The 24,259-nt window shown below is 61.8% G+C and carries 12 protein-coding genes; 9 read left to right on the top strand and 3 right to left on the bottom strand.

What is annotated here, in order from left to right; all coding sequences use genetic code 11:
• Positions 1-61: 61 nt before the first annotated feature.
• The 5 genes from gspE to V3W27_RS05370 all read left to right on the top strand — a co-directional run bounded on the left by gspE (position 62) and on the right by V3W27_RS05370 (position 18,208).
• Positions 62-1,468 carry a type II secretion system ATPase GspE gene (gene gspE, locus V3W27_RS05390; RefSeq protein WP_150368437.1) on the top strand — a complete coding sequence of 469 codons (1,407 nt, stop codon included), beginning with the start codon at positions 62-64 and terminating at the stop codon, positions 1,466-1,468.
• Positions 1,468-2,679, top strand: a complete 1,212-nt coding sequence (gene gspF / locus V3W27_RS05385; RefSeq protein WP_330206102.1) for a type II secretion system inner membrane protein GspF — start codon at positions 1,468-1,470, stop codon at positions 2,677-2,679. The genes gspE and gspF overlap by 1 nt, the downstream gene beginning before the upstream one ends.
• Before the next feature lie 489 nt (positions 2,680-3,168).
• A complete protein-coding gene (locus V3W27_RS05380; protein WP_330206101.1) occupies positions 3,169-4,281 on the top strand; it encodes a substrate-binding domain-containing protein in 1,113 nt (370 codons plus the stop codon).
• 94 nt (positions 4,282-4,375) lie between these two features.
• Positions 4,376-5,491, top strand: coding sequence for a substrate-binding domain-containing protein (locus V3W27_RS05375; RefSeq protein ID WP_330206100.1), 1,116 nt, complete (start codon positions 4,376-4,378; stop codon positions 5,489-5,491).
• A gap of 219 nt (positions 5,492-5,710) precedes the next feature.
• Positions 5,711-18,208: a filamentous haemagglutinin family protein gene (locus V3W27_RS05370; RefSeq protein WP_330206099.1), complete on the top strand. Its 12,498-nt coding sequence runs from the start codon at positions 5,711-5,713 to the stop codon at positions 18,206-18,208.
• Positions 18,209-18,257: 49 nt separating this feature from the next.
• Here V3W27_RS05370 and V3W27_RS05365 read toward each other — a convergent pair whose 3' ends face one another.
• From V3W27_RS05365 to V3W27_RS05355, 3 genes are all read right to left on the bottom strand, one after another.
• Positions 18,258-18,599, bottom strand: coding sequence for a type II toxin-antitoxin system RelE/ParE family toxin (locus V3W27_RS05365; RefSeq protein ID WP_222019420.1), 342 nt, complete (start codon positions 18,597-18,599; stop codon positions 18,258-18,260).
• Positions 18,532-18,726 carry a type II toxin-antitoxin system RelB family antitoxin gene (gene relB / locus V3W27_RS05360; protein ID WP_095136765.1) on the bottom strand — a complete coding sequence of 65 codons (195 nt, stop codon included), beginning with the start codon at positions 18,724-18,726 and terminating at the stop codon, positions 18,532-18,534. The genes V3W27_RS05365 and relB overlap by 68 nt, the downstream gene beginning before the upstream one ends.
• Before the next feature lie 253 nt (positions 18,727-18,979).
• Positions 18,980-19,927: a SphA family protein gene (locus tag V3W27_RS05355; protein ID WP_330206098.1), complete on the bottom strand. Its 948-nt coding sequence runs from the start codon at positions 19,925-19,927 to the stop codon at positions 18,980-18,982.
• A gap of 210 nt (positions 19,928-20,137) precedes the next feature.
• Here V3W27_RS05355 and V3W27_RS05350 point away from each other — a divergent pair, with 210 nt between their 5' ends.
• The 4 genes from V3W27_RS05350 (at position 20,138) to V3W27_RS05335 (ending at position 24,259) form a co-directional block, all read left to right on the top strand.
• Entirely contained in the window at positions 20,138-21,175 is a 1,038-nt protein-coding gene (locus V3W27_RS05350; RefSeq protein WP_330206097.1) for an AraC family transcriptional regulator, read from the top strand.
• Between the two features lie 232 nt (positions 21,176-21,407).
• Complete coding sequence (locus tag V3W27_RS05345; protein ID WP_027613656.1) at positions 21,408-22,295, top strand: Dyp-type peroxidase; 888 nt, start codon at positions 21,408-21,410, stop codon at positions 22,293-22,295.
• Between the two features lie 25 nt (positions 22,296-22,320).
• Positions 22,321-23,289 carry a Gfo/Idh/MocA family protein gene (locus tag V3W27_RS05340; RefSeq protein ID WP_330206096.1) on the top strand — a complete coding sequence of 323 codons (969 nt, stop codon included), beginning with the start codon at positions 22,321-22,323 and terminating at the stop codon, positions 23,287-23,289.
• Between the two features lie 223 nt (positions 23,290-23,512).
• The gene (locus V3W27_RS05335; protein WP_330206095.1) at positions 23,513-24,259 is read left to right on the top strand and encodes a GntR family transcriptional regulator; all 747 of its coding nucleotides are present in this window, start codon (positions 23,513-23,515) and stop codon (positions 24,257-24,259) included.

Genomic DNA, 24,259 nt, shown 5'->3' with positions numbered 1-24,259 from the left:
GGCTTCGCCCCCGAGCGGGAGCAAGCTCCCTCGCCACAGGGGAATTGGGGGGCCTCAAGAGATGAGTTCACTTCCCTACGCCTGGGCCAAGGCCCAGCGCATTCTGTTGTGCGACGGCGTGCTGACCGTGTGCCCATCGACCCCCGGCTGGTCGATCAGCGAGGTGCGGCGGCAGTTCGGTGAAACGTCGCTCAAACGCGTGCGCGACGACGAACTCGATGGCCTGCTCGCCACGGCCTACGCCGACACCGGCAGCGCCGCCGCTGTGGTTGGCGCAGCAGAAAACGAAGTCGACCTCGATCGGCTGATGCAGGACATGCCGGAAATCACCGACCTGCTCGACACCCAGGACGGCGCGCCGGTGATCCGCATGATCAACGCCTTGCTCACCCAGGCCGCACGCGATGAGGCCAGCGACATCCATATCGAACCGTTCGAAACCCATTCGGTGGTGCGCTACCGGGTCGACGGCACCCTGCGCGACGTGGTTTCGCCGCGCAAGGCGCTGCACGGTGCGCTGGTGTCGCGGATCAAGATCATGGCCCAGCTCGACATCGCCGAAAAACGCCTGCCGCAGGACGGCCGCATCGCCTTGCGCGTAGCCGGGCGGCCGATCGATATTCGCGTGTCGACCGTGCCCACCGGGCATGGCGAACGCGTGGTGATGCGTTTGCTCGACAAACAGGCCGGGCGTCTGCACCTGGAAACCCTCGGCATGGACGCGCAGGTGCTGGCCAGACTCGATCACCTGATCCGCCAGCCCCACGGCATCGTGCTGGTCACCGGCCCCACCGGCAGCGGCAAGACCACCAGCCTCTATGCCGCGCTGGCGCGATTGGATGCCAGCACCAGCAACATCCTCACCGTCGAAGACCCGGTGGAATACGACCTGCCGGGGATCAGTCAGATTCAGGTCAACGCCAAGATCGACATGACCTTTGCCTTGGCATTGCGAGCGATTCTGCGGCAAGACCCGGACATCATCATGATCGGCGAAATCCGCGATCTGGAAACCGCTCAAATCGCAGTGCAGGCGTCGCTCACCGGGCACCTGGTGCTGGCGACGCTGCACACCAACGACGCGGTGTCGGCGGTCAACCGCTTGATCGACATGGGTGTCGAGCCGTTTCTACTCGCTTCGTCGATGCTCGGCGTTCTGGCCCAGCGGCTGGTGCGGCGCCTTTGCAAAGAGTGCAAACAGGAAGATTCAGCAGCGCCGGGCACCTGGCGCCCGGTGGGCTGCGCCGCCTGCAATCATACCGGCTACAGCGGTCGCACCGGCATTCACGAATTGTTCTGCATCGACGACGACATCCGCACCCTGATTCACCAGGGGGCAGGGGAGCAGGCTTTGCGTGCGGCAGCGGCGAAGGCCGGGATGTTCAGCCTGCGCGAGGACGGTGAGCGCTGGATTCGCAGCGGCGCCACCGCCCCTGAAGAAATCCTCCGTGTGACCCGGGACGCCTGATGAATCGCTATCGTTTTGAAGCCGCCGACGCTACCGGCAAGATCGAGTCCGGGTATCTGGAAGCCGACAGTCAGGGCGCCGCGTTTGGCGTGTTGCGCAGCCGTGGTTTGACCGCGTTGTCGGTGCACAAGGAAAGCAACGTCGCCCAGCATGGCGGCGGTGGCTTGTTCAGTGCGCGGATGTCGGACAACGACCTGGCCTGGGCCACCCGACAGCTGGCGAGTCTGCTCGGCGCCAGCCTGCCGCTGGAGGCTGCGCTCAGTGCGACGGTGGAGCAGGCCGAAAAAAAACACATCGCCCATACCCTCAGCGCAGTGCGCGCCGATGTGCGCAGCGGCATGCGTCTGGCCGAGTCGCTGGCCGCGCGGCCACGGGATTTTCCGGAGGTCTACCGCGCGTTGATCGCTGCGGGAGAGGAGTCCGGCGATCTGGCGCAGGTGATGGAGCGGCTGGCGGATTACATCGAGGAACGCAACAACCTGCGCGGCAAGATCCTCACCGCGTTTATCTATCCGGGTGTGGTCGGGCTGGTGTCGATCGGCATTGTGATTTTCCTGCTCAGTTACGTGGTGCCGCAGGTGGTCAGTGCGTTTTCCCAAGCGCGGCAGGACTTGCCGGGGCTGACGTTGGCGATGCTCACCGCCAGTGATTTCATTCGGGCGTGGGGCTGGTTGTGTGCGGCGCTGATCGCCGGTGTTTTCTGGAGCTGGCGCCTGTATCTGCGCAATCCGGCGGCGCGTTTGAGTTGGCATCATCGGGTGCTGAAGTTGCCGCTGATCGGGCGTTTCGTCTTGGGCCTGAACACCGCACGTTTCGCCTCGACCCTGGCGATTCTCGGCGGTGCCGGGGTGCCGCTGTTGCGCGCGTTGGAGGCGGCGCGGCAGACGTTATCCAATGATCGACTCAGCCTTAGCGTCAGCGACGCTACGGCCAAGGTTCGCGAAGGGGTGAACCTCGCGGCGGCGTTGCGGGTGGAAAACGTGTTTCCGCCGGTGCTGATTCACCTGATCGCCAGCGGCGAGAAAACCGGCGCACTGCCGCCGATGCTCGAACGTGCGGCGCAAACGCTGTCCCGCGATATCGAACGGCGGGCGATGGGCATGACCGCGTTGCTCGAACCGCTGATGATCGTGGTGATGGGCGGGGTGGTGCTGGTGATTGTGATGGCGGTGTTGTTGCCGATCATTGAGATCAACCAGTTGGTGCAGTAGCTGATTCCGAGGTCGCCTGGTCTGGCCTCTTCGCGAGCAAGCCCGCTCCCACAGGGGACAGAGTTGTTAATGCAATATGTGTCACAACACAAGAACCTGTGGGAGCGGGCTTGCTCGCGAAGGCGCCCGTCAGAACAACAAATAATTCAGACTTTTTTACCAGGACTTCAGCATCACCCGACCCTCAAAAGCACCATCCTCGGGTTCTCCTTTCTGTCATCTGCAACCAGCCTTCAACGGCTGTAGCCTGATTGCGCCAAACCGCTGATCCAGACCCCTCTCAATCCCCCGCAAACACCCGAGAAAACTCCCTGAAAAACCCCGCGCAGCTCCCGAGGTTTTTTCCTTTATCTGTCACCGCAAGATGCGAATTTCTCAGTGCGACTTAACCACGGACCCCGCTTGCGAAGGTCAGCGGTGAGTCTTTCAGCGTCATGCAAGACCCCTGAAAACCTGTGTTCACAACCATCGTTGAAAAGGAGATTCTTCATGTTCAAGCGCACTCTGATCGCCGCTTCCCTGACCGTCGCCGCCCTGGCTTCCACTCAAGCCATGGCCGTTACCGGTGGTGGCGCCACTCTGCCAGCCGCTCTGTACAAAGGTTCGGTCGACAGCATCCTGCCAGCCAACTTCAGTTACGCTGCCGTGGGCAGCGGTGCCGGCAAGACCGCTTTCCTGACCAACAACCCGGCCGGCTTCAGCACCACCGGCACCGTGCATTTTGCCGGTAGCGATTCGATCCTCAGCGCTGCGGAAATCAGCACCTACAACACCACCTACGGCGCTTCGTACGGCCCGCTGATTCAACTGCCGTCGGTGGCCACTTCGGTTGCCATCCCGTACAAAAAAGCCGGCCAGACCGCGCTGAACCTGACCAGCGCTCAGTTGTGCGATGCGTTCTCCGGTGCCAAGACCACTTGGGGCCAACTGCTCGGCACCACCGACACCACGCCGATTCGCGTTGTCTACCGCAACGTTTCCAGCGGCACTTCGGAAATCCTCAGCCGTCACTTGAACTCGGTCTGCCCGACTCAGTTCGCCACCAACTCGACCTTCACCAACGCTCGTCTGCCAGCCGGTTCGGCACTGCCTTCGAACTGGGTCGGCGTTGCCAACACTTCTGATGTCGCCACTACCGTGAACGCGGTTGACGGCTCGATCGGTTATGTCGGTCCGGACGGTGTCGACGCCACCAGCAACGCTGTTGTTGCTCGCGTTAACGGCGTTCAGCCAACTTCGCTCAACGTCACCCTCGCACTGTCGTCGGTGTCCGCTCCTTCGACCCCGGCCCAGGCTGCAAACCCTGCCAACTGGTCGCCAGTGGTTGCTAACCCGGCTTCGGGTTACAAACTGGCTGCCTACACCAACTTCATCTTCGGTCAGTGCTACAAGGATGCAGCCGTGGCCGCGGACGTCAAAGCCTTCCTGACCCAGCACTACAGCAACCCGGGCAACAACACTGCGACCCAGGCCCACAAGTTCGTCGCCGTGCCTAACGCCTGGAAAACCGCTGTAACCGCCAACTTCATCACCAACACTTCGGGCAACAACCTGGACATCAACAACGCCAGCGTCTGCAACGCTATCGGTCGTCCTTTGTAAGCAGGTTGGTTTAGTCAGCTGTAACGGTGGCAGCCCTTCGGGGCTGTCATTTTTTTTGGCTCCCGTTGGGGGGCATTCGATAAGGAGATTGAACATGTTCAAACGTATTGGAGTGGCCGCACTGGTGTCGGCGGCGCTGGTTTCGGGGCAGGTGATGGCGGTGACGGTGATCGGAGGGGGAGCAACCATCCCGGCGAAACTCTACACGGGCTCGGGGGACAGCATATTGCCGGCCACCTTCAAATACGCCGCAGCAGGAAGCGGCTACGGAAAACAGGCCTTTCTGACTAACGATCCCATGCGGTTGGGTCAAACCGGGACGGTGCATTTTGCGGCCAGTGACTCCACTCTGACTGCCTCGGAACTTTTGACCTATTCCAGGCAATATGGTGCTTCATACGGTCCATTGATCCAGCTGCCGTCGGTTATCACGTCGGTGGCTATCCCTTACAGAAAGTCTGGCCAGACTGCGCTGAACCTGTCTGATAATCAGCTGTGCGAGGTGTTTTCGGGTAGTAAAACCACGTGGGGTTCTCTACTGGGCACCTCGGACACCACTGCTATTCGCATTGTCTTCCAGAAGGAGGCGAGTGGCGATACGGAGATACTAACCCGCCATTTGAACTCGATCTGCCCAACGCAGTTCGCGATCGATGCGCGATTCACTGTCGCACGCATACCCTATTCCTCAATACCCGTAAATTGGGTTGCGGTGGAATATGACCAGGATGTTGTGCAGGCCGTAAACGCTGTCGATGGTTCCATCGGTTATGCCGGCCCGGACCACGTTGATGCAACCAGCAACGCGGTTGTTGCTCGCATCAATGGCATCCAGCCGACGAATCCGTATGTCCTGGCGGCGTTGGCATATTTAAGTCCACCGGTCACATTCTCTGATGCGGGTAATCCGGCCAGGTGGTCGCCTGTGGTAGCCAATCCGACGCAAGGTTACAAACTGGCGGGGTACACCAATTTCATCTTCGGCCAATGCTATAAAGATGCTGCAGTTGCAGCGGAAGTTAAGGCCTTTCTGGCAGCTCACTACAGTATTCCCGGCAACAACGTCGCGACTCAGGCCCATAAATTCATTGCCATGTCTTATGCCTGGAAGAACGCGGTCATCGCCAACTTCGTCACTAACACGACCGGCAATAACCTCGATATCAACAACCCCAGCGTTTGCAACGGCATTGGCCGTCCTCTGAACTAAAAATCTTGAAACTCAATGGCGGGCTCTTTATGGGACCGCCATTTTATTCGCCCGGCATTCCGTCCCGCAGATTGCGCGAATACTCCCCCGACATGAAGTTTGTGTGACATCCGTTCGGTCGCGCCCTCCGCCAACTGCCTATGACGTAACAGCAGGTTTTTGCAGGCCTGCGGCATCTTTGGCAACCAAAGTGTGGCAATCAAAAAGGATCTCGTAGTGATGCTCGCTCGCCCATCCCGTCGTCGTACCCACGTTCTGTCCTCCAAGCGTGAAACCGTCGAGCCGTCGCTTTGGCTGCTCAAGCCGTTGGCACACGCGGTGGCGTTGTGTCTGGTGGCGGGCAGTGCGCAGGCGCAGACGGCGTTCAGTTCGGGCTGGTTTGCGGCAAAGGGCGCAGCGCAACAGGCTGCGGCGGCACGTCCGAGCGTGGGTGGCTTGCCGGGCATGACACCGCCGCTGGCCCAGCAGCAGAAGGCCAAAGCGCAGTTGCAGCGCTCGATTCAGACGCTGAACAACACGGTTGCCGCGATTGCCGCACAACAGGCGGCGCAGGCGGCCGGGCGAGCCGCCGCATTGGGCACGGTGCAGTTCGTGCCGGACGGCCTGGGCGAGGGTGGCTTGAAGGTCGACAACAGCCTGACTCAAGGCTGGCAGAACGCGAAGGGCCCGCAGCAGACCCAGGTCGATGGCAAAACCACAGTGACAATCGAGCAGACCGCCGACAAGGCCATTCTCAACTGGGAAACCTTCAACGTCGGTCGCAATACCACGGTCGATTTCGCCCAGCAGTCGAACTGGGCGGTGCTCAACCGCGTCAACGATCCGAATGCCCGGGCCAGCCAGATCCAGGGCCAGATCAAGGGCGACGGCACGGTGATGCTGATCAACCGCAACGGCATCGTGTTCAGCGGCAGCAGTCAGGTCAACGTGCGCAACCTGGTGGCCGCTGCCGCCAGCATCACCGATATCCAGTTCCGTGATCGTGGGCTGTATTTCGACAGCACCGGCACCCAGCCGACCTTCACCGATGCCGCCGGCAAGGTGCTGGTGGAACGCGGTGCCTCCATCGACACCCACAAGCCGGCATCGTCCACCGCTGCCGGTGGTTATGCCTTGCTGCTCGGCAGCGACGTACAGAACGACGGCAACATCAACACCATCAAGGGCCAGACCGTGCTGGCGGCCGGCGACCGTTTCTACATCCGCAAAGGCTCGGGCACCGAAGGCAATGCGCTGTCCACCACCTTCGGCAACGAAGTCATACCGGGTTTCAAGGCCGGTGCCCTTACGGGCAAAGTCACTAACAACGGACTGATCCAGTCGTCTACCGGTGACATCACAATGGCTGGGCACGAGGTCGTGCAGAACGGTGTGTTGCTCGCCAGCACGTCAGTGGCGACGCGGGGCACGATTCACCTCTCCAACCCGAGCACCGATGCTAACGGCAGCGTGACGCTGGGGCAGGGCAGCGCCACGGCCATCATGCTCGACAGCAGTGACCTGACCGCCCTCGACAGCCAGCATCAGGCCGCGCTGACGGGCGTCACGGCGAATAACCGGATCCGTGGCGACCAGTCGCGTATCGAGATTCAGAGCGGCGGCAGTGTCGAGTTCCAGAATGGCTCGATCACCCTGGCCACCGGCGGTCAGGTTGCGGTCAATGCACAACGCCGCAGCCTGGTGCGCGACGGCGCGATGATCGATGTGTCCGGTGCCCTCGGCGTCAAAGTGGCAATGGAAAACAACAGCATCAAGATCAACGTGCAAGGCAACGAGCAGCGCGATGCCTCGGTTAACCGCGAGAAAGGCGCGCTCAACAGCAATGACATCTGGGTCGATGTTCGCGATCTGGTGTATGTACCGGCCGGCACCAACGGCTACGCCACGGATCGCTGGTACACCGCCGGTGGCCTGTTGGAAGTCGGCGGTTATCTCGGCACTCAGGGCCACAGTGTCGGCGAATGGATGGCCCAGGGCGGCACGGTGAGTTTTGCCGGCAATGACGTGGTCACGGAAAAAGGTTCGCTGATCAACCTGTCCGGCGGCACCCTGGATGTGCAGAGCGGCGAGATCCGCCAGAGCTGGCTGCGTGGCGCCGACGGCAAGTTGTATGAAGTGTCGCGCGCGCCGGGGGACCTGCTCTACACCGGCCTCTACAAAGGCTATGAAGACAGCAGCCAACGCTGGGGCCAGACCCGTTATTACTACAGCCCGCTGATTGCCCCGCGCTCGCGTTTCGAGTCGGGTTACACCGTGGGTCGCGATGCCGGGCAACTGGTGATTTCCACCGCCAACGCCGTACTCGACGGGCAAATGATCGGCGAGGTGTATCAGGGCGAACGGCAGAATCAGGCGCCGAAACCGCTGCTCGACGGCTATCAGCAGAGCCAGACCGCGCTGGCCCGGCGTGCCCAGTTGATCGTCGGCAGTTACGACCCGACCTTCGTCGCGGCGTCGAATGGCCTGCTCTACACCCTCAATCCGACGCTGGATCAGGTGCAGATTGGTGGCGAGCGTCCGCTCGCCGGCAGTGATCTGAACCTGAGCGCCGCAGTGTCCGAGTCGCGCAAGGGCAAGTTGTATCTCGATAACGATCAACTCAACGGCGTCCGTCTGGGTGCCCTCAAGGTTGCAGCCAGGGATCAGGTGGTTGTTGACGGCGCGCTGACGGTCGATAACGGTGGCGACATCACCCTGTATTCCCCGGATGTGCAGATCGGCGCCGACCTGAGCGCGCGTGGCGGTAGCCTGCGTCTGGGCAACGTGCTCAATCAGTTTCTCAGTAGCGACACCGCTGACACTCGGCTCACGGCGAAGGTCGGCAAGGCGACGCAAGTCACTGTGGCCGACGGTGTGCAACTCGATACCCGTGGCGTGTGGAGCAACCTGCGCACCAACCCGGATGATGGTGCGAGTCTGGCGTACCTCAATGGCGGTTTGCTGTCGATCCGCAGCAGTGGCGATATCGATATGGGCGCAGGCAGTCTGCTCGATGTGTCCTCCGGCGGCGCTGTGCTCGCTAACGGTAAGACCCGGGGTGGCAAGGGCGGTGATCTGACGCTGGAGTCCAGTGCCATTTCCGCGCCGGGCACATCGCATCTGAACCTCAATGGCGAACTGCGCGGTTACGGCGTCACGGGCGGCGGCACCTTGACGGTGCAGGCCAACAGGATTCTCGTCGGCCAGACGGATAAAGCCCTGGCAGACAATACCCTGCAACTGTCCACTGACCTGTTCGGCAAGGGGTTCTCCGCCTACAACCTGATCGGTCTCAACGGGCTCGACGTTGCCGAAGGCGCCGCGATTGATGTGACCCTGCCGGTGTACCGTTTCGGTGATGCGGCACCCAACCAGGTCAGTGGCGCCGATCCGCGAACGGCGCTGGAACTGTGGACACCGACGCTGTTCCAGGAAAACCCGACCAAGGGCGTGCTAACCCAACGCGCCGGCGCCAGCCTGACACTGCAAGGTGGCGCGACGCTGGTCGGTCTGATAGACGCGGCCAACAGCCCCCTGACCCTGGGCCGTGGCTCGCGCATCAGCGTCGACCTGGGGCAGAGTATCAAGCTGCGCGGTGCCGGGCAGATCACCGTCGATGGTGAACTGAATGCGTGGGGCGGCACGATCGATATTCGTCAGCAACAATTCGGCTCGATCCAGCCGGCCACCTCGATTCAAGCGGCGGATCCGAACGCACATGACCGCTCGATCTGGATCGGCGAGCAGGCCGTGCTGGATGTCGCCGGGCGTGCCAATACGGCGACCGACACCCTGGGCCGCACTTACGGGCAGGTCGGCAAGGGCGGCAGCCTCATCATCGGCGGCGAGATCGATTCGAAACTGGCAACCGCCACGGCTGCCGATGCCTACGTGATTGTACGTCCGGGCGCGCGGCTGGATGCCTCGGGCACCGAGGCCGTTCTGGATATCGCCGGTCAAGGCCCGACGCGTATCGCAACGGACGGCGGGCGCATCAGTTTGAGTTCTTATAACGGTCTTTTCGTTGAAGGCAACTTGCGTGCGGCGGCGGGTGGCGTCGGGGCGGCCGGTGGTCGTCTGGAACTGGCGCTGGAGACGCCGTTGTATTCCGATTCGGCGAGCAACGCGGTGCGGGCACCGAGGGAAATGATCATTGGTCAGGCGGCAGGGAACGGGCTGCTGCCCGCGAACCTGCAACCCGGCGAAGGCGCCGATGGCTTGCGTTACGGTCAGGCCCGCTTGAGTGCCGATGGCTTGATGACGGGCGGTTTCGACAATCTCAGCCTGCTGAGCAACGGCCTGTTGTCGTTTGACGGTGACGTCAATCTGCGCATGAATCAGAGCCTCAGTCTGTTCGCCGCAGCGCTGTCTCTCGCCGAGAATTCCAAAGGCACGGCACGGATCGACTTGAGTGCTCCGTACCTGCGCCTGTCGGGTGTGGGCACCTACTTTGCCGGCTTCAGCATGATGCGCCCACGACTGCTCCCTGGCCCGACGACCCGGTTGTCCGACGCGACGTTCAATGCCTCCGCGAATTTGTTGGACGTGGGCAATGGCCTGTCCTTCGGGACTCAGGGTTCGATCCTGCAACGGCAGGCGCCGGCCGTTGAATACAGCCGTCGGGCTTTCGGTCTGGTGAGCCTCGACAGCAGCGGCGACCTGCGCTTCCTCGCGCCGAATGATGGTGCGGAGAAAACCAGGCTGTGGACGCCGGGCGACTTGAACCTCGGTGCGGCGCAGATCTATCCCGCCACCGGCATTCAGGCTGAGGTGCGTGCCGGTTATCAGGGCGCGGTCCCGGTTTCCGAACACACCTTGCGGATCAGCGGCCACGGCGCGGCACCGACTGCGGTGCCGTACTCGGCATTCGGAACGCTGATTCTTTCTGCTGCCGACATCGAACAGGGCGGTGTCTTGCGTGCACCGCTGGGCAAGATCGTATTTGGTGACGATTTGCTCAGCACCACTCACGAGGTTCGTCTTCTGCCGGGCAGTCTGACTTCGGTCAGCGGTGCCGGTCTGGTCATGCCGTACGGTGGCACCACGGACGGTATCGACTATCGCTATAACGGCAAATCCGTGGTGCTCAACGGCATCTCCGGCGAAACATCAGGCGTGTCGATCGGCACGCAGTTCGCCGATGTGCAAAGCGGTGCGGTCATCGACCTGTCCGGCGGTGGCGATCTGCGTGGCGCCGGTTTCGTGTCCGGTCGCGGGGGTTCCACCGATGCACGTTTCAACCCGCTGGTGCGCACTGCGACTGACGGCACCTTCAGCCTGCCGGGGCTGGCGAGCAACCCGGTGTATGCCATCGTGCCCGGCAACCAGAGCAGCTACGCGCCGATGCTGGCCGAAGCGGGTGCGGGCGATCCGCGCATTGGCCAGCAGATCACTATTGGCGCCGGTGTGCCGGGGTTGGCGGCGGGTACTTACACACTGTTGCCGTCAACGTTTGCCCTGATGCCTGGTGCGTTCCGGGTTGAGGTAAACGGTCAGGCAGCACCCGGCGTGACAACGGGGGCGTTGCCACTGCGCAATGGTTCATGGACCAGCAGCGGGCAGATGTCGATTGCCAATACCGGCCTGCGTGACAGCCTGGCCAGTCAGTTGATTCTCACGTCAGCCGATGTGTTGCGTCGTTACTCGCAGTACAACGAAACCGGTTTCTCTCAATTCATCCAGAGCGACGCCGCCCGGCGCGGTGTGCCGCGTGCGCTGGCACCGATGGACGGCAAGACACTGGATCTGCGCCTGGCCTCCGGCGGCAAGCAAGACATCGCTTTGCAGTTCAACGGGCGCACGCTGTTCGAGGCTGCCGAGGGCGGCATGGCCGGCACGGCGGTGGTACGTGGCGGCAACGCCGGGAGCAGCTTCGAGATACTGGGTGCGGGCCGTGCATCGACACCGGGTTTCAACGGCGTGTCGCTGTACGCCGACACGCTCAACAGCCTCAACGCGGGGCGGCTGACCATCGGTGCGATGCCGAATGTCTTGTACAACACGACCGCTAACATCATCGGCTTCCTGGGCGCGAGTGAAAGTATTGTCTTGCGTGAAGGGGCGATTCTGTCTGCGCCGCAGGTTTTGCTGCGTACCACGTCAACGCTTGGCGGCATCACGGTCGAGGCGGGAGGCGGGATCAATACGCTGGGGCGTGGCAACGTGGCCTACGACTCGCTGGCCGGTTACGTTTATGAGCCGAAAGGTTCCAGCCTGTTGGTCGTTTCCAACGGCTGGACCAATGTGCTGGCGCCGGAAGCGGCCAGCGGCATCAGCGGCGCGGGCAGCATCCGGATCGGCACTTGCGCAGCGAGTGCGTGCAACAATCCGGCCCTGCTGTATTCGAACGGCAGCATCACTGCCGCCACGGATAACCAGTTCGAACTCGGTGAAGCGGTGCGTTTCGGCACCCGTCATCTCGCACTGTCGGTCGGCTCGGTCAATGCCGGCAGCGCCGAGGCATTGGCGGCGGCAGGCAGCCGCGTGCCCGCTGGTCTCACGTTGAACCAGAACGTACTCGACCGCTTGCTGCGCGGTGATACGCAGTTTGCCGCGCCGGCCCTGGAAACCCTGAGCCTGACCACTCGCGATGCCTTCAATTTCTACGGCAGCGTGAGCCTCGACACGATCGATCCACAGACCGGTCAGAGCAAACTGCAGAATCTGGTGCTGGTCACCCCGGCGATCTATGGTCTGGGCGATGCCAACGATGTGGCGAGTATTCGCACGGCCAACCTGATCTGGAACGGCGCTACCCAGAGCCCTGGCGCTGTCATCACGGGTGGTGCGGGCACCGGCAGCGGTACGCTGGACATTCAGGCCCAGCGGATCGAACTGGGTTACGGCCCGATGCCTCAGGCCAGCGGACTGGATCAGAACAATCGTCTGGCGCTGGGTTTTGCCAACGTCAACCTGAGCGCCAGCGAGCGCATCACCGCCAATCACAAGGGCAGCCTGGCGGTGTATCAGGAGCAGGGCGCCTACGATCCGCTCACGGGTTACCGCTACAGCGGCGGCAATCTGAACCTGCGTACGCCGTTGCTCACCGGTGACGCGGCATCGGTCAGCCTGCTCAAGGCCGGCAACAGCCTGACGCTCAGCGGCGCCGGGGCTGCCGGGGTGGCCAATGCCTTGGGGGCGGAGTTGAACCTTGAAGCCCGCGATGTCGTGCTCGACAGCCGTATCGCCTTGGCCAGCGGCAAGCTGACCGTCAAGTCCGAGGGCGATTTGACGCTGGGCAATGGTGCGGTGCTGGACTTGGCCGGACGTACCTTGCCGTTCAACGATGTCAGCAAATACAGCTGGGGCGGCGATGTCTCGCTGTACAGCGCCAACGGCAATATCCGTCAGGCTGCGGGCTCGCGGATCGACCTGTCGGCGAAGAACAATCAGGCCGGTAACCTCAGCGTCGTCGCTCTGGCCGATGCGGCCGGGATGGTCGATCTGCAAGGCGAGATTGTCGGCGGCAGCAGCGGTTACTACGACGCCGGGGGCACGTTGGTGCCGTACAAAGCCGGTGGCGTGGACATTCGCGCGCAGCGCCTGGGAGGTGACGCCACCGAGCAATTCGCCGCGCTCAATCAGCGTCTGAACGCCGGGCAGGTGTACGGCAGCCGCAGCCTGCAACTCAAGCAAGGCAATCTGGTGATCGGCGACGGTCTCAAGGCTGGTGAGATCAATGTGTCGGTGGACAATGGCAGCCTGACGGCGACCGGTCTGATCGATGCCAGCGGCGAACGAGTCGGCAGCATTCGTCTGTCGGCGAAAAATGGCCTGACGCTGACTGGCAGCAGCGTGCTCGATGCCCATGGTCGCGTGCTGCGGGTCGACAGCTACGGCGAGATCATCGATGCGCCGAACCGTGCCACGGTTGAACTGAGTTCCGGCGATGGTTTGCTCACGCTGGGCAACGGCGCGCGGATCGATTTGCGCCACGGCACTGATGCCGTGCCCGGTTTCCTTGCCGGGCAACACGATGGAATGCTGCGCGGTACGCTGGAGCTGAACGCGCCGCGTCTGGGCAGCAATGACATCGCCATCGACGCCAGTGGTGTGTTGACCATTCAGGGCGCTCGCTCCATCGGCCTCAACGGTATGCGCCGCTACACCGATGCCCGCGATGGTGTCGATCCGGCGGTCAGTGGCCGAGCGTATCAAGTCATCGATCAGGCCATGCTCGAACGCATTCACGGCGACAGCAATGACTTTATCAACGCCGCACTAGGCAATAACGATCTGCTGCAACGCAAACTCGCCGGGTTGAATAACGCCACGTATGCCGATGCATTCCATTTGCGGCCCGGTGTGGAGATCGCCAGCAAGACGGCTGACGGTGATCTGGTGGTGGAGGGCGATCTGGACTTGTCCGGTTACCGTTACGCCAGCCTCAATCCGCACACGCAGCCGAACCCTTCTGTATATGGTTCCGGGGAGGCGGGCAGCCTGGTGATTCGCGCCGGTGGCAACCTCGATATTTACGGCAGCATCAATGACGGCTTCGCGCCGCCGCCGGAAACCCAGGACGATGCCGGCTGGAAACTGATTGCAGGTGTGCAGCCATTCGGTGGCGACCTGATTGTGCCGGGCAGCGGTGTTTCGCTGGCCGAAGGAACACAGTTCCCGATAGGCGCCACGCTCAATTACGACGTGACCCTCCAGGGCGCAGTGTTGGCCAGTGGCACGTTGCTGCCGACTCAGGCAGTGTTGGCTGAGGCGTATACCTTCAGCGCCGGCACCGTGCTGGCGGGGGCGATTCACGACAGCAACGGTCATCTGCTGTACGCCGCTGGTACGCTGCTCAGCGACAGCGTGACGTTGCCCGCTGACACTCGCCTGGGTGCCGGGATCCGTTTGAACAAGGCCACCGCCCTGCAAGCGATGAACTGGCCCAAGGGTGTGCCGTTGCCCAGCGTTTACGATGCAGACCTGACTACGTTCGCCGGGGTGAAATTAAAGGGCGAACTGGCCTTGCTGCGCGGTTCGCTGATTCCGTCGATGACCGATGTGAAGCTCGCCGAAGGCACTTCGCTGATCGAGTTGCGGCCGTTCAACGGCACACAACAGGGCAAGAACTGGGCGGTGGCCAGCATGCTGCCGTCGGGCAGTGCGTCGTGGTCGATGCGCGTGGTGGCGGGTGCAGATCTTGCTGCGGCCGACAGCCGTGCCGTGAAGCCTGTGACCACCGATGGCAATCTGCGGCTGGCGGACACTCATTACGGTGTCACGCTTACCCAGGCAACGGGGATACTCGTGTGGGCACCCGACAATCCGTATGACCTTCCGGGATATTACCCTGTGCCCGATGACCAATTGGAGATCTGTGCGCAGGTGGAAGGGCTCTGTGTGCCGATGGCACGTTGGGTCTGGGCGCCGGGCAATGGTCAGGGACCTGACTACGAACCCGTTCCCGAGGAGTATCAGATCCTTTGTGAAATCTATCCGGAGTTCTGCATCGGCAATAATCCCGGTACAACCGCCAAGGCCCACAGTCAGATGTTCAGTGTGCTGCGCACCGGTACAGGCGATCTCGATCTGATGGCTGCCGGCGACCTCAGCATGGATTCACCGTTCGGTGTTTATACCGCCGGCACTCAATCAGCGAACGTCGATCCGTTGTACAACCAGAAACGTGGGCATCTGTCGGACAGCAATTCGGTGTTGGGCAGCTCCGGTGCCGCTTATGAAAAATGGGTCGACGGTGGCAGCGACAGCCTCTATCAGGCCTGGTATCCGCAGATGGGCGGCAACCTGACAATCAATGCCGGTGGCTCGGTTTCCGGCGATTCCGTCGGCACGAAAGCACAATCGGTGAATGGCGGTTTCCGCGAACAGATCGCCAGTGCGTCAGTGGGCAACTGGTTGTGGCGCCAAGGCACGGGCAACCCGGATGTGCCCACAGCGTGGTGGATCAACTTTGGCAGTTACGCTACTCGGTTGATGACGCCTGACAGTAATACCGAACCTTACCTGGTCGGCTTCACCGGATTCGGCACCCTGGGCGGCGGCAACATCAGCCTGCGTGCCGGTGGCGACGCCGGGATGCTCAGACCGTTGGGCGATGCGGTCAATTATCCGCGCAGCCAAGGGCTGATCGTTGCCGTCGGCAGCACCGGGCGTGTCGCCGGCGATGGCAGCGTGCAGATGACCGGCGGTGGCGACATGGACATTCACCTCGGCGGCGCACTCAATCCATCGCTGCAAGCGCGGGCCGGGGATAACGGGACTCAGCCGCCGAGGCACGACCTGCAAGGCGCACTGATCAACTTGCGCGGTGCAGCGCAATTGACCGGAGGGGCACTGGGCGGCATCAATCTGCAATACGGTGCCAACTCGCAGTTGCATGATGTCCGTGAAACCCGACCGCTGGATCCGTTCACCTCGACGACCAGCAATGCCTCCGGTGGCCTGGTGCTGATTCCCGGCGATTCGGGCATGAGCCTCAGTACCCGTGGAGACCTGGTGTTGGGCGGTGCGGCAGACCCCGGACGTGTGCGCCTGCTCAATGCCACGCCACTGCTTGATGACAACGGCAATATCCGCACTGGCGGCATCCTGAGCGGCTTTTCGCTGTGGACCGACCACACGGCCATCGATCTGTTTTCCGCTGGGGGCAATCTCACGCCCAGTACTCAATTGGCCGAGGCAAACGCCAATCTCACCCCTGTGAGCGGTGCCAATTCGTCGTCCACCGATGGACGTTTTGTGTACCCGTCGATTCTTCGGGCGGTGGCGGCGCAGGGGTCGATTTATGCCGGGCCCTCGGCGGCTTACAGCGAGCGCGACTTGTCACGGACAATCGCTTATTCACTGTTGCTGGCCCCTTCGACATCCGGACAGCTCGAACTGTTGGCCGGTGAGTCGATCTACGCCGGCGGCTATGCGATCAATCAGTCCGGTGCCAGCCCGCTGGCCATCGCCACCCCGTTCAGGCCGTCATTCCTGGCCTTTGCCAGCAATAACTCCAACACGCCACTCAAGAGCAACTACGGCAGTGACGGTGTTAAACCGGATGGTAATTCGCGTTATCCATTGTTCGCTTTTGGGCCCGACAGCTATTCCGGTTTGAATGATGTGCAAGGGCCGGCACGGTTCTATGCCCTGACCGGCGATCTGGTGGGGATACGCAGTGGTGAGACGTTGAGTTTCGATACCTCGAAACGCACTTGGTACGAAGCAGCAGGCCCTGTCTGGATGATTGCCGGCCGCGACATCGTGGCATCCGGGACCAACCTGGGTCGACCGACAGCCGTGCAGCCCGATGAGATGGGCGTGGGTCGGGAAGGCATCACCTCGACCGGCAACCTGTTCGTTCATAACGACCCGCGAAGTATATCCCGGGTGTCGGCGGGCCGCGACATTCTCTACAGCAGCATCGATATCGCCGGACCTGGAACGCTGGATATCAATGCCGGGCGCAACATCCTGATGGAAAACCGCGCCAGCATCACCAGTCTCGGCTCGATAGTGGCCGGGGATCTGCGGCCTGGTGCCAGCGTGGTATTGCAGGCGGGCGCAGGCGCGCAGGGGCCGGATTACACAAAGTTCATCGCCCGTTACCTGAATCCGCAGAACCTTGCTGACCCGAATGCCTCTCTCAACGGCCAGCCGGGCAAAGTGGTCAAGACCTACCTCGACGAGTTGCAGAGCTGGCTGACGCTCGGCTACGGCTTCAGCGGCAACGCAGAGCAGGCACAGGCGTTCTATACCGCGCTGCCAAGTGCCGAGCAGGCGATCTTTGCGCGCCAGGTGTACTTCGCCGAACTGCGCGCCGGCGGCCTGGAATACAACGACGCTGACGGTCCGCGCAAAGGCAGTTATCTGCGCGGTCGCAACGCCATTGCCGCACTGTTCCCGAGCACCGATGTGGCGGGCAATCCGCTGCGTTACGACGGCGACATCACGCTGTATGGCGGAGCAGGGGTCAAGACGCTGTTCGGCGGCGATATCCAGATGCTCACACCGGGTGGTGGTCAGGTGTTCGGCATCGAAGGCGCGGCGCCACCGTCCACGGCAGGGATCATTACGCAGGGGGCGGGCAACATTCAGCTCTACTCGCAGGGCAGCATTCTGCTGGGGCAGAGCCGGATCATGACCACCTTCGGCGGCTCGATCCTCGGCTGGTCGGCCGAGGGCGACATCAACGCCGGTCGAGGCTCGAAAACCACCGTGGTCTACACCCCGCCGAAACGTGTCTATGACACTTGGGGCAACGTGACCCTGTCGCCATCGGTGCCGAGCACCGGTGCGGGTATCGCCACCCTTAACCCGATTGCCGAAGTCGCACCCGGCGACATCGACCTGATCGCGCCGCTGGGCACCATCGATGCGGGCGAGGCGGGGATTCGTGTCTCGGGCAACGTCAACATCGCCGCGCTGACCGTGGTCAACGCCGCCAACATCGCCGTGCAAGGCAAGACCAGTGGCGTACCGGTGGTGGCTGCGGTGAACACCGGGGCGATCACCTCGGCCAGTTCGGCGGCATCTTCGGCAACCCAGGCCGCTGAGGACGTGGCGCGTCAGCAGCAAGCAGCAGCGCGGCAGAACCAGGCGTCGGTGTTCACCGTGCAGGTGCTGAGCTTCGGCAACGAACAACTGGCGCCGAGCCGTGATGGTGCCAGTCGTGCGCCGGCGACCGGATACAACCCGAACAGCCCGGTGCAGGTGCTGGGCGCCGGGGTGCTGGATGAACAGGCGAAACAGCAGCTGACCGAAGAGGAGCGTGGGCAACTGACGTTGTGAAAGACTCTCGTGTAGTACGCTTCGGGCGGCCTTTTGGCCGCCCTTTTTTTTATGTTGATGAGGTTCGTGGGTATTGTCGTCGGGTGTGGACTAACGTCAGTATTTTGATGCGCCCGTTCACTCGATAGACCAGCAGATAGTTCGGATTGACCACCATTTCCCGAGTGCCTGGCACTCGACCGGCCCGGTAACCATAGGGGATTGATGAAAGCCTTTGCGTTGCTGCACCAACCTTGTGCTGTAGAGCCACGGAAGCGTTGGAGTTGTATTGTTCAACGTAATCGATAATGTCAGCCAGATCGTTCAGAGCTTGATCGCTCCATTCAAGCAGCAGCGCGGCGCTTCCTGCGCATCTCTTCCAGCATCTGGTCAAGCATTGCCATAGCTTCATCATGGGGAATGCCAGGGCTGGGGTCATCGAGTGCCTCCTGTACCTTGGCACGAAACCAGCGATCGTAGCTCTCTGCCTCTTCTTCGGATTCGAAGTCAGAGTAAAACGGGGAAAGTAATAAGCTCATAGTGATCTCCGTGATCAATCTCAGCAGTTTAAGGGGGAATGGCCCATTGTCGTCACTGGCAGACGATGTACCCCATGAGCTCTCGAAGAACCATGGGATAACGAAGCCCAGTATCTGCAAGCGCCCCTTTGGAATCTGCCGGACGGTTCCCTCCGTTGTCCGGCAATCTCGACCGCCGTTGTAGGCCTATTCCTCCACTCTGTTTTTCAGGTTGCCAGCCTACAAATCCGCGCGCACCTTCCTACAAATGCACTCAGAACGCATACGGAATACTCACCTTCGCCCACAACATTTCCCCCTCTGGCCGGTTCTCCACGTCAAACTCCTTGGCCCAGCGAATCTCCGCGCTGGCGTATTTGAGAAAGGTGAAATGCAACGCCGGGCCGATCGCGAATACCTGGCCGCGCACGCCGTCGTCCACATCCTGCCCGGCGAATTGCACGGTGTGGCCGTACTGTTTGTCGTCGGTGGTCTGCTTGAGGTAATAGCCGTTAAGGCCGAGCATCACATCGTCGGTGATCTTGTAGCTGGCCGAGTAATCGAAGTGGAAGATCTGCCCGGACTTGTAGTCGGTGTCCTTGTTCTTCTCGTTGAAGCTGTAAGTGGTCTTCATCGACACTTCGGTCTTGTCGGTCGGCAGCCAGGTGAAGGAAAACAGCGGCTTGTAGGTGTAGAAATTGTTGCTGGTGTTGGCCAGCCGATCGACGCTGTATTCGCCGGTGGGCACGGTGATTTCCAGGGCGGCGCCGAGGGTCAGGTTCTTGCCCATGTCCCACAGGATGATCGGCGCAATCGTGGTGTCGCCCATGCCTTCGCGGGTATCGCTGAGGCCGTATACCGAGACTTCCTGCTTCAGCCACGGCTGGGCGATGTAGCCGGCCAGACGCCCGCCGAACACGCGCACCGGGCTCAGGTAATCAATGCGCGGGATCACCGCCGTGGATTCGATGTCGACATTCGGCACCTTGCCGCCCAACGAGCTGATGTTGAGCTTGGTCGACTTGTAATGGTTGTAGTAGAGGTTGAACGCGACCATGTTCTGCGGAAGGCTGTCGACTTCCAGCGGCAGCATGAAGAATCCGTCGGTGCCGGGGCCGATGTTGTCGACGCCGGCTTCGGTGGCCAGGGCCGGCAGGGACGCGGTGCAACCGAGCAAGGTCAGTGCCAGACGCAAGGGGAAAGTGGCGCGGTTCGGGCTCATGGCTGTCCTCATTATTATTGTGGTGGGACGTGGCGCCGGTACGCAGAACGTCCGGCACCATAGAAATAAGCGCTTGGCGCCCGACGGGGCAGGGTATTGGCGGACAGTTAGGGGGACTTCTGCGGACAGTCGGCCAACCCTGTGCTAACTTCCTTCGACATAACCGGTTACAAAAATAACAATCAAGCGTGATCCGGAATGTCAGCCCCCATGAACGTAAAAGTCCAAGACCCCACTTTCGAATTGGCGCTGGTCTCGCCGTTCCTTCTGCAAACCCTCGCCGAAGTCGTGCACAACAAAGGCATCGACCCCGAAAGCCTGTGCCGTGGCCTGGGTTTCACCCTCGAAGATCTGCAGGATCCGGCGCAGCGGATTTCCTACCGCCAGGCCGTGGCGATGATTCAACGGGCGCTCAAAGTGCTGCCCAATCAGGGCCTGGGGCTGTGGGTCGGCGCGCAGAATGTGTTGGGTACGCTGGGGCTGCTCGGGCATGTGCTTTCGCTGTGCAAGACCTTGCGCGATGCCTTTGCCCTCGGCATTCGCCATCAGCACACCTCCGGCGGAATCGTGGTGTCCAGCGTCGATGTGATTGGCGATCAGGTACATCTCGATGCCGAATGTCGCTTGCCGTTTGCCGATGTGCAGGTGTTCGCCGTCGAAGAGTTTTTCGCCAGCCTGCTGGTATATGGCCGGGCCTTGGCCGGAGTTGATTTCAAGCCGATCGCCGTGGAGTTTGTGCACGCTGCACCGGATTATCTGAGCGAATACCACCGCTTGCTCGGGCCCGATGTGCGCTTCGGCTGCCTGCACAATCGCATGCTGATCGATGCCCGGTGGCTGGACGTCAACCTGCCCAATCATCATTCGCTGGCGTTGCGTCAGGCGGTTGCGTTGCTGGAGTTGGAAGCGGCGCAGGTGCACCAGAAACTCGATCTGATTCAGGCCGTAGAGCGGGCGATTGCCCGGGACTTGAGCAGAGGCAGCCATATCGAAAAAATCGCCGGCGACCTGAACATGAGCAGCCGCACCTTGCGCCGCCGTTTGACCGAGCATGCGCTGACCTTCGAAGCGCTGCTGGAACAGGTGCGTCAGGCGCGGACCATGAGTCTGCTGGCCAATCCGGACATGCCCATCGAGCGGATTACCGAAGAAGTCGGCTACAGCGATGTGCGCAGTTTTCGCCGGGCATTCAAGCGCTGGACGGGGATGAGCCCGAGTGCGTGGCGACAGGATGCAAGCAGCGCTTAGACATCGGTCCCCTGTGGCGAGGGAGCTTGCTCCCGCTGGGCTGCGCAGCAGACCCAAAACCTGCCACGCCATTTCTCCAGACACACCATGCCGGCGGGGTTTGCGGGTGCTTCGCCCCCGAGCGGGAGCAAGCTCCCTCGCCACAGGCTTCCGTGCGCCACTCATCAGTATTTCAGCCCCACAAACCCTCCGGCCACAGGTAAACTCCCGCGCACTTTCCCAAGGAGTTCACATGAGTTACTACCAGCCGGGCATTCTCGCCACCCCTGTTCCTGCGCAAGCACGTCACCTGTTTTTTGCCCTTGCGTCTGTTGAAGCACTGCCGCAGGCGATCGACAACCTGATGAATCTGGTGGACGGCAAGTCGGCGGTGATCGGTTTCGGTGAATCCCTGACCAAAGCCCTGAACGTGCAAATCGACGGTCTGCGCAGCTTTCCGGCCATGAGCGGCGTCGGCGTGGAAAACCCGTCGACCCAGCACGCACTGTGGGTCTGGCTGCACGGTGTCGATCGTGGCGAATTGCTCAATCGCTGCCACGCCTTCGAAGCCGCGCTGGCCCCGGCGCTGCGCCTGGTAGACATGCAGGAGGCCTTCCGCCACAAGGACGGCCACGACTTGACCGGCTACGAAGACGGCACCGAAAACCCGCACGATGACGCCGCAATTGCCGCCGCGTTGCTGGGTGAGGGCGCTGATGGTCTGGTCGGTGGCAGCTTTGCCGCGATCCAGCAGTGGCAGCACGACCTCAAGGGTTTCCATAAGCTGTCCGCCGAAGACAAGGACAACATCATGGGCCGTCGCTTGAGCGACAACGAAGAGATCGACGACGCGCCAGTCTCCGCCCACGTCAAACGTACCGCCCAGGAAAGCTTCGCCCCCGAAGCCTTCGTCGTACGCCGTTCGATGCCGTGGATCGATGGTGATCGCGCCGGCCTGATGTTCCTCGCCTTCGGTTTTTCGCTGGACGCCTTCGAGGCCCAACTGCGGCGTATGAGCGGTCTGGAAGACGGCATCACTGACGGTCTGTATCGCATCAGCCGACCGATCACCGGCGGCTACTACTGGTGCCCGCCGCTGAAGGACGGCCACCTCGATCTGCGCGCGTTGCGCATCGGCTGAGTGTTTCAAACAAAGGGAGTTGAGCATGGACGTGGTGCGTTGGGGCATGATCGGTTGCGGCAGCGTCACTGAACGCAAGAGCGGGCCGGCCTTTTACAAGGCGCCCGGTTCGGCGTTGGTGGCGGTGATGGGCCGGCGCCTTGAAGCGGTGAACGATTACGCCGCGCGCCACGGTATCGCCCGGGCCTACACCGATGTCGATGCGCTGATCAACGATCCCGAGGTGGACGCGGTGTACATCGCCACGCCACCCGACAGCCACCACGCCTACAGCCTGAAAGTCGCTGCAGCCGGCAAGCATTGTTGTGTCGAGAAACCGATGGCGCTCAACGCCGGGCAAAGCCTCGAAATGCAGCAGGCGTTTGCCGACGCCGGTCTGCACTTGTTCGTGTCGTACTACCGCCGTTCGTTGCCGCGCTTTGCCCAGGTTCGGCAATGGCTGGCGCAGGGCCGCATCGGCGAGGTGCGGCACCTGAGCTGGACGCTGACCAAGGCCCCATCGGCGGCGGATCTGCACGGCAGCGCCAACTGGCGAACCGACCCGAGCGTGGCCGGCGGCGGCTATTTTGCCGATCTGGCCAGCCATGGTTTTGACCTGTTCCAGTACCTGCTCGGCGACATCGCTGAAGTCGCCGGTTTCACCGCCCGGCAAGCCGGGTTGTATGCGGCGGAAGATGCGGTCAGCGCCAGTTGGCGGTTTGCCTCGGGCGCGCTGGGCATGGGTTGCTGGAGCTTTGTGGCGGATCGGCGCGAGGATCGGGTAGAGATTATCGGCAGTCAGGGTCGGATCGCGTTCTCCGTGTTTGACGAGCATCCGGTGCAGCTGTTCGCCGATGAGCAGATCAGCCTGGAAATCCCCCATCACGAGCACATTCAGTGGCATCACGTGCTGGGCATGAATGCGCATATTCGTGGCGATTCGCAGCATCCGGCCGTCGCCGAACAAGCCCTCAAAACCGATTGGGTGATGGACCAGATCCTCAAACGGCACTGATGCTCCAGACCACAACACCATTTCCTTGTGGGAGGGGGCTCGCTCCCGAAGAGGCCGGCATTGCTGGTATTTACATCGCCTGACACACCGCCTTCGGGAGCAAGCCCCCTCCCACAAGAGTCTGTGTGTCGTCGTGTCTAAGGTTATGCCCAAACAATATTTCTCAAGCTTGTCATAACGTCTCTAAGATCACGTCATAACTCGTTATAACAAGTGATCCCTGATGACCGATAACGTTCTCTCCTTACCCAGTGTCCCGCTGCACACCCAACTGCGCGACGTCCTGCGCTCACGCATTCTTGATGGCGAATACCCGCAAGACAGCCAGATGCCGTCCGAAAGTGAGCTCGGCACGCTGTTCAAAGTCAGCCGCATCACCGTGCGCCAGGCGCTGGGCGATCTGCAGAAAGAAGGGCTGATCTTCAAGATCCACGGCAAGGGCACCTTCGTCGCCAAGCCGAAGACCTTTCAAAACGTCAGCAGCCTGCAAGGCCTCGCCGAGTCCATGACCGGGCGCGGCTACGAGGTGATCAACCGCCTGCGCAGTTTCAAATTCATCCCCGCCGACAAACGTGTCGCCGAGCGCCTGCAAGTCGCCGAAGGCGAGACCGTGGCGCAGATCAAACGCGTTCGGCTGATCAACCGCGAACCGATCTCGCTGGAAATCACCTACCTGCCCAAAGCCGTCGGCGAACGGCTGGAGAAGGCCGATCTGGTGACTCGCGACATCTTCCTGATTCTGGAAAACGACTGCGGCATCGCCCTCGGCCACGCCGATCTGGCGATCGACGCGGTGCTGGCCGATAGCGATTTGACCCAGGCACTGAACGTCGAGGCCGGCTCGCCGATCATGCGCATCGAGCGTCTGACCCACGATGCCAACGGCCAGCCGCTGGACTTCGAACACCTTTACTACCGTGGCGATGCGTTCCAGTACCGCCTGCGGATCGACCGGCAAAAAGGGGCGTGA

This window comes from Pseudomonas sp. AM14(2022) (genome assembly GCF_036346455.1).
Classification (GTDB): domain Bacteria; phylum Pseudomonadota; class Gammaproteobacteria; order Pseudomonadales; family Pseudomonadaceae; genus Aquipseudomonas; species Aquipseudomonas putida_A.
The sequence above is the reverse complement of the archived record's forward strand: the minus strand, read 5'-3'. Positions and strand labels throughout refer to the sequence as shown.

Excerpts from the sequence above, each read along its gene's own strand:
- gspE (WP_150368437.1), top strand. The coding sequence starts at position 62 with ATGAGTTCACTTCCCTACGCCTGGGCCAAGGCCCAGCGCATTCTGTTG.
- gspF (WP_330206102.1), top strand. The coding sequence starts at position 1,468 with ATGAATCGCTATCGTTTTGAAGCCGCCGACGCTACCGGCAAGATCGAG.
- V3W27_RS05380 (WP_330206101.1), top strand. The coding sequence starts at position 3,169 with ATGTTCAAGCGCACTCTGATCGCCGCTTCCCTGACCGTCGCCGCCCTG.
- V3W27_RS05375 (WP_330206100.1), top strand. The coding sequence starts at position 4,376 with ATGTTCAAACGTATTGGAGTGGCCGCACTGGTGTCGGCGGCGCTGGTT.
- V3W27_RS05370 (WP_330206099.1), top strand. The coding sequence starts at position 5,711 with ATGCTCGCTCGCCCATCCCGTCGTCGTACCCACGTTCTGTCCTCCAAG.
- V3W27_RS05365 (WP_222019420.1), bottom strand. The coding sequence starts at position 18,599 with ATGAAGCTATGGCAATGCTTGACCAGATGCTGGAAGAGATGCGCAGGA.
- relB (WP_095136765.1), bottom strand. The coding sequence starts at position 18,726 with ATGAGCTTATTACTTTCCCCGTTTTACTCTGACTTCGAATCCGAAGAA.
- V3W27_RS05355 (WP_330206098.1), bottom strand. The coding sequence starts at position 19,927 with ATGAGCCCGAACCGCGCCACTTTCCCCTTGCGTCTGGCACTGACCTTG.
- V3W27_RS05350 (WP_330206097.1), top strand. The coding sequence starts at position 20,138 with ATGAACGTAAAAGTCCAAGACCCCACTTTCGAATTGGCGCTGGTCTCG.
- V3W27_RS05345 (WP_027613656.1), top strand. The coding sequence starts at position 21,408 with ATGAGTTACTACCAGCCGGGCATTCTCGCCACCCCTGTTCCTGCGCAA.
- V3W27_RS05340 (WP_330206096.1), top strand. The coding sequence starts at position 22,321 with ATGGACGTGGTGCGTTGGGGCATGATCGGTTGCGGCAGCGTCACTGAA.
- V3W27_RS05335 (WP_330206095.1), top strand. The coding sequence starts at position 23,513 with ATGACCGATAACGTTCTCTCCTTACCCAGTGTCCCGCTGCACACCCAA.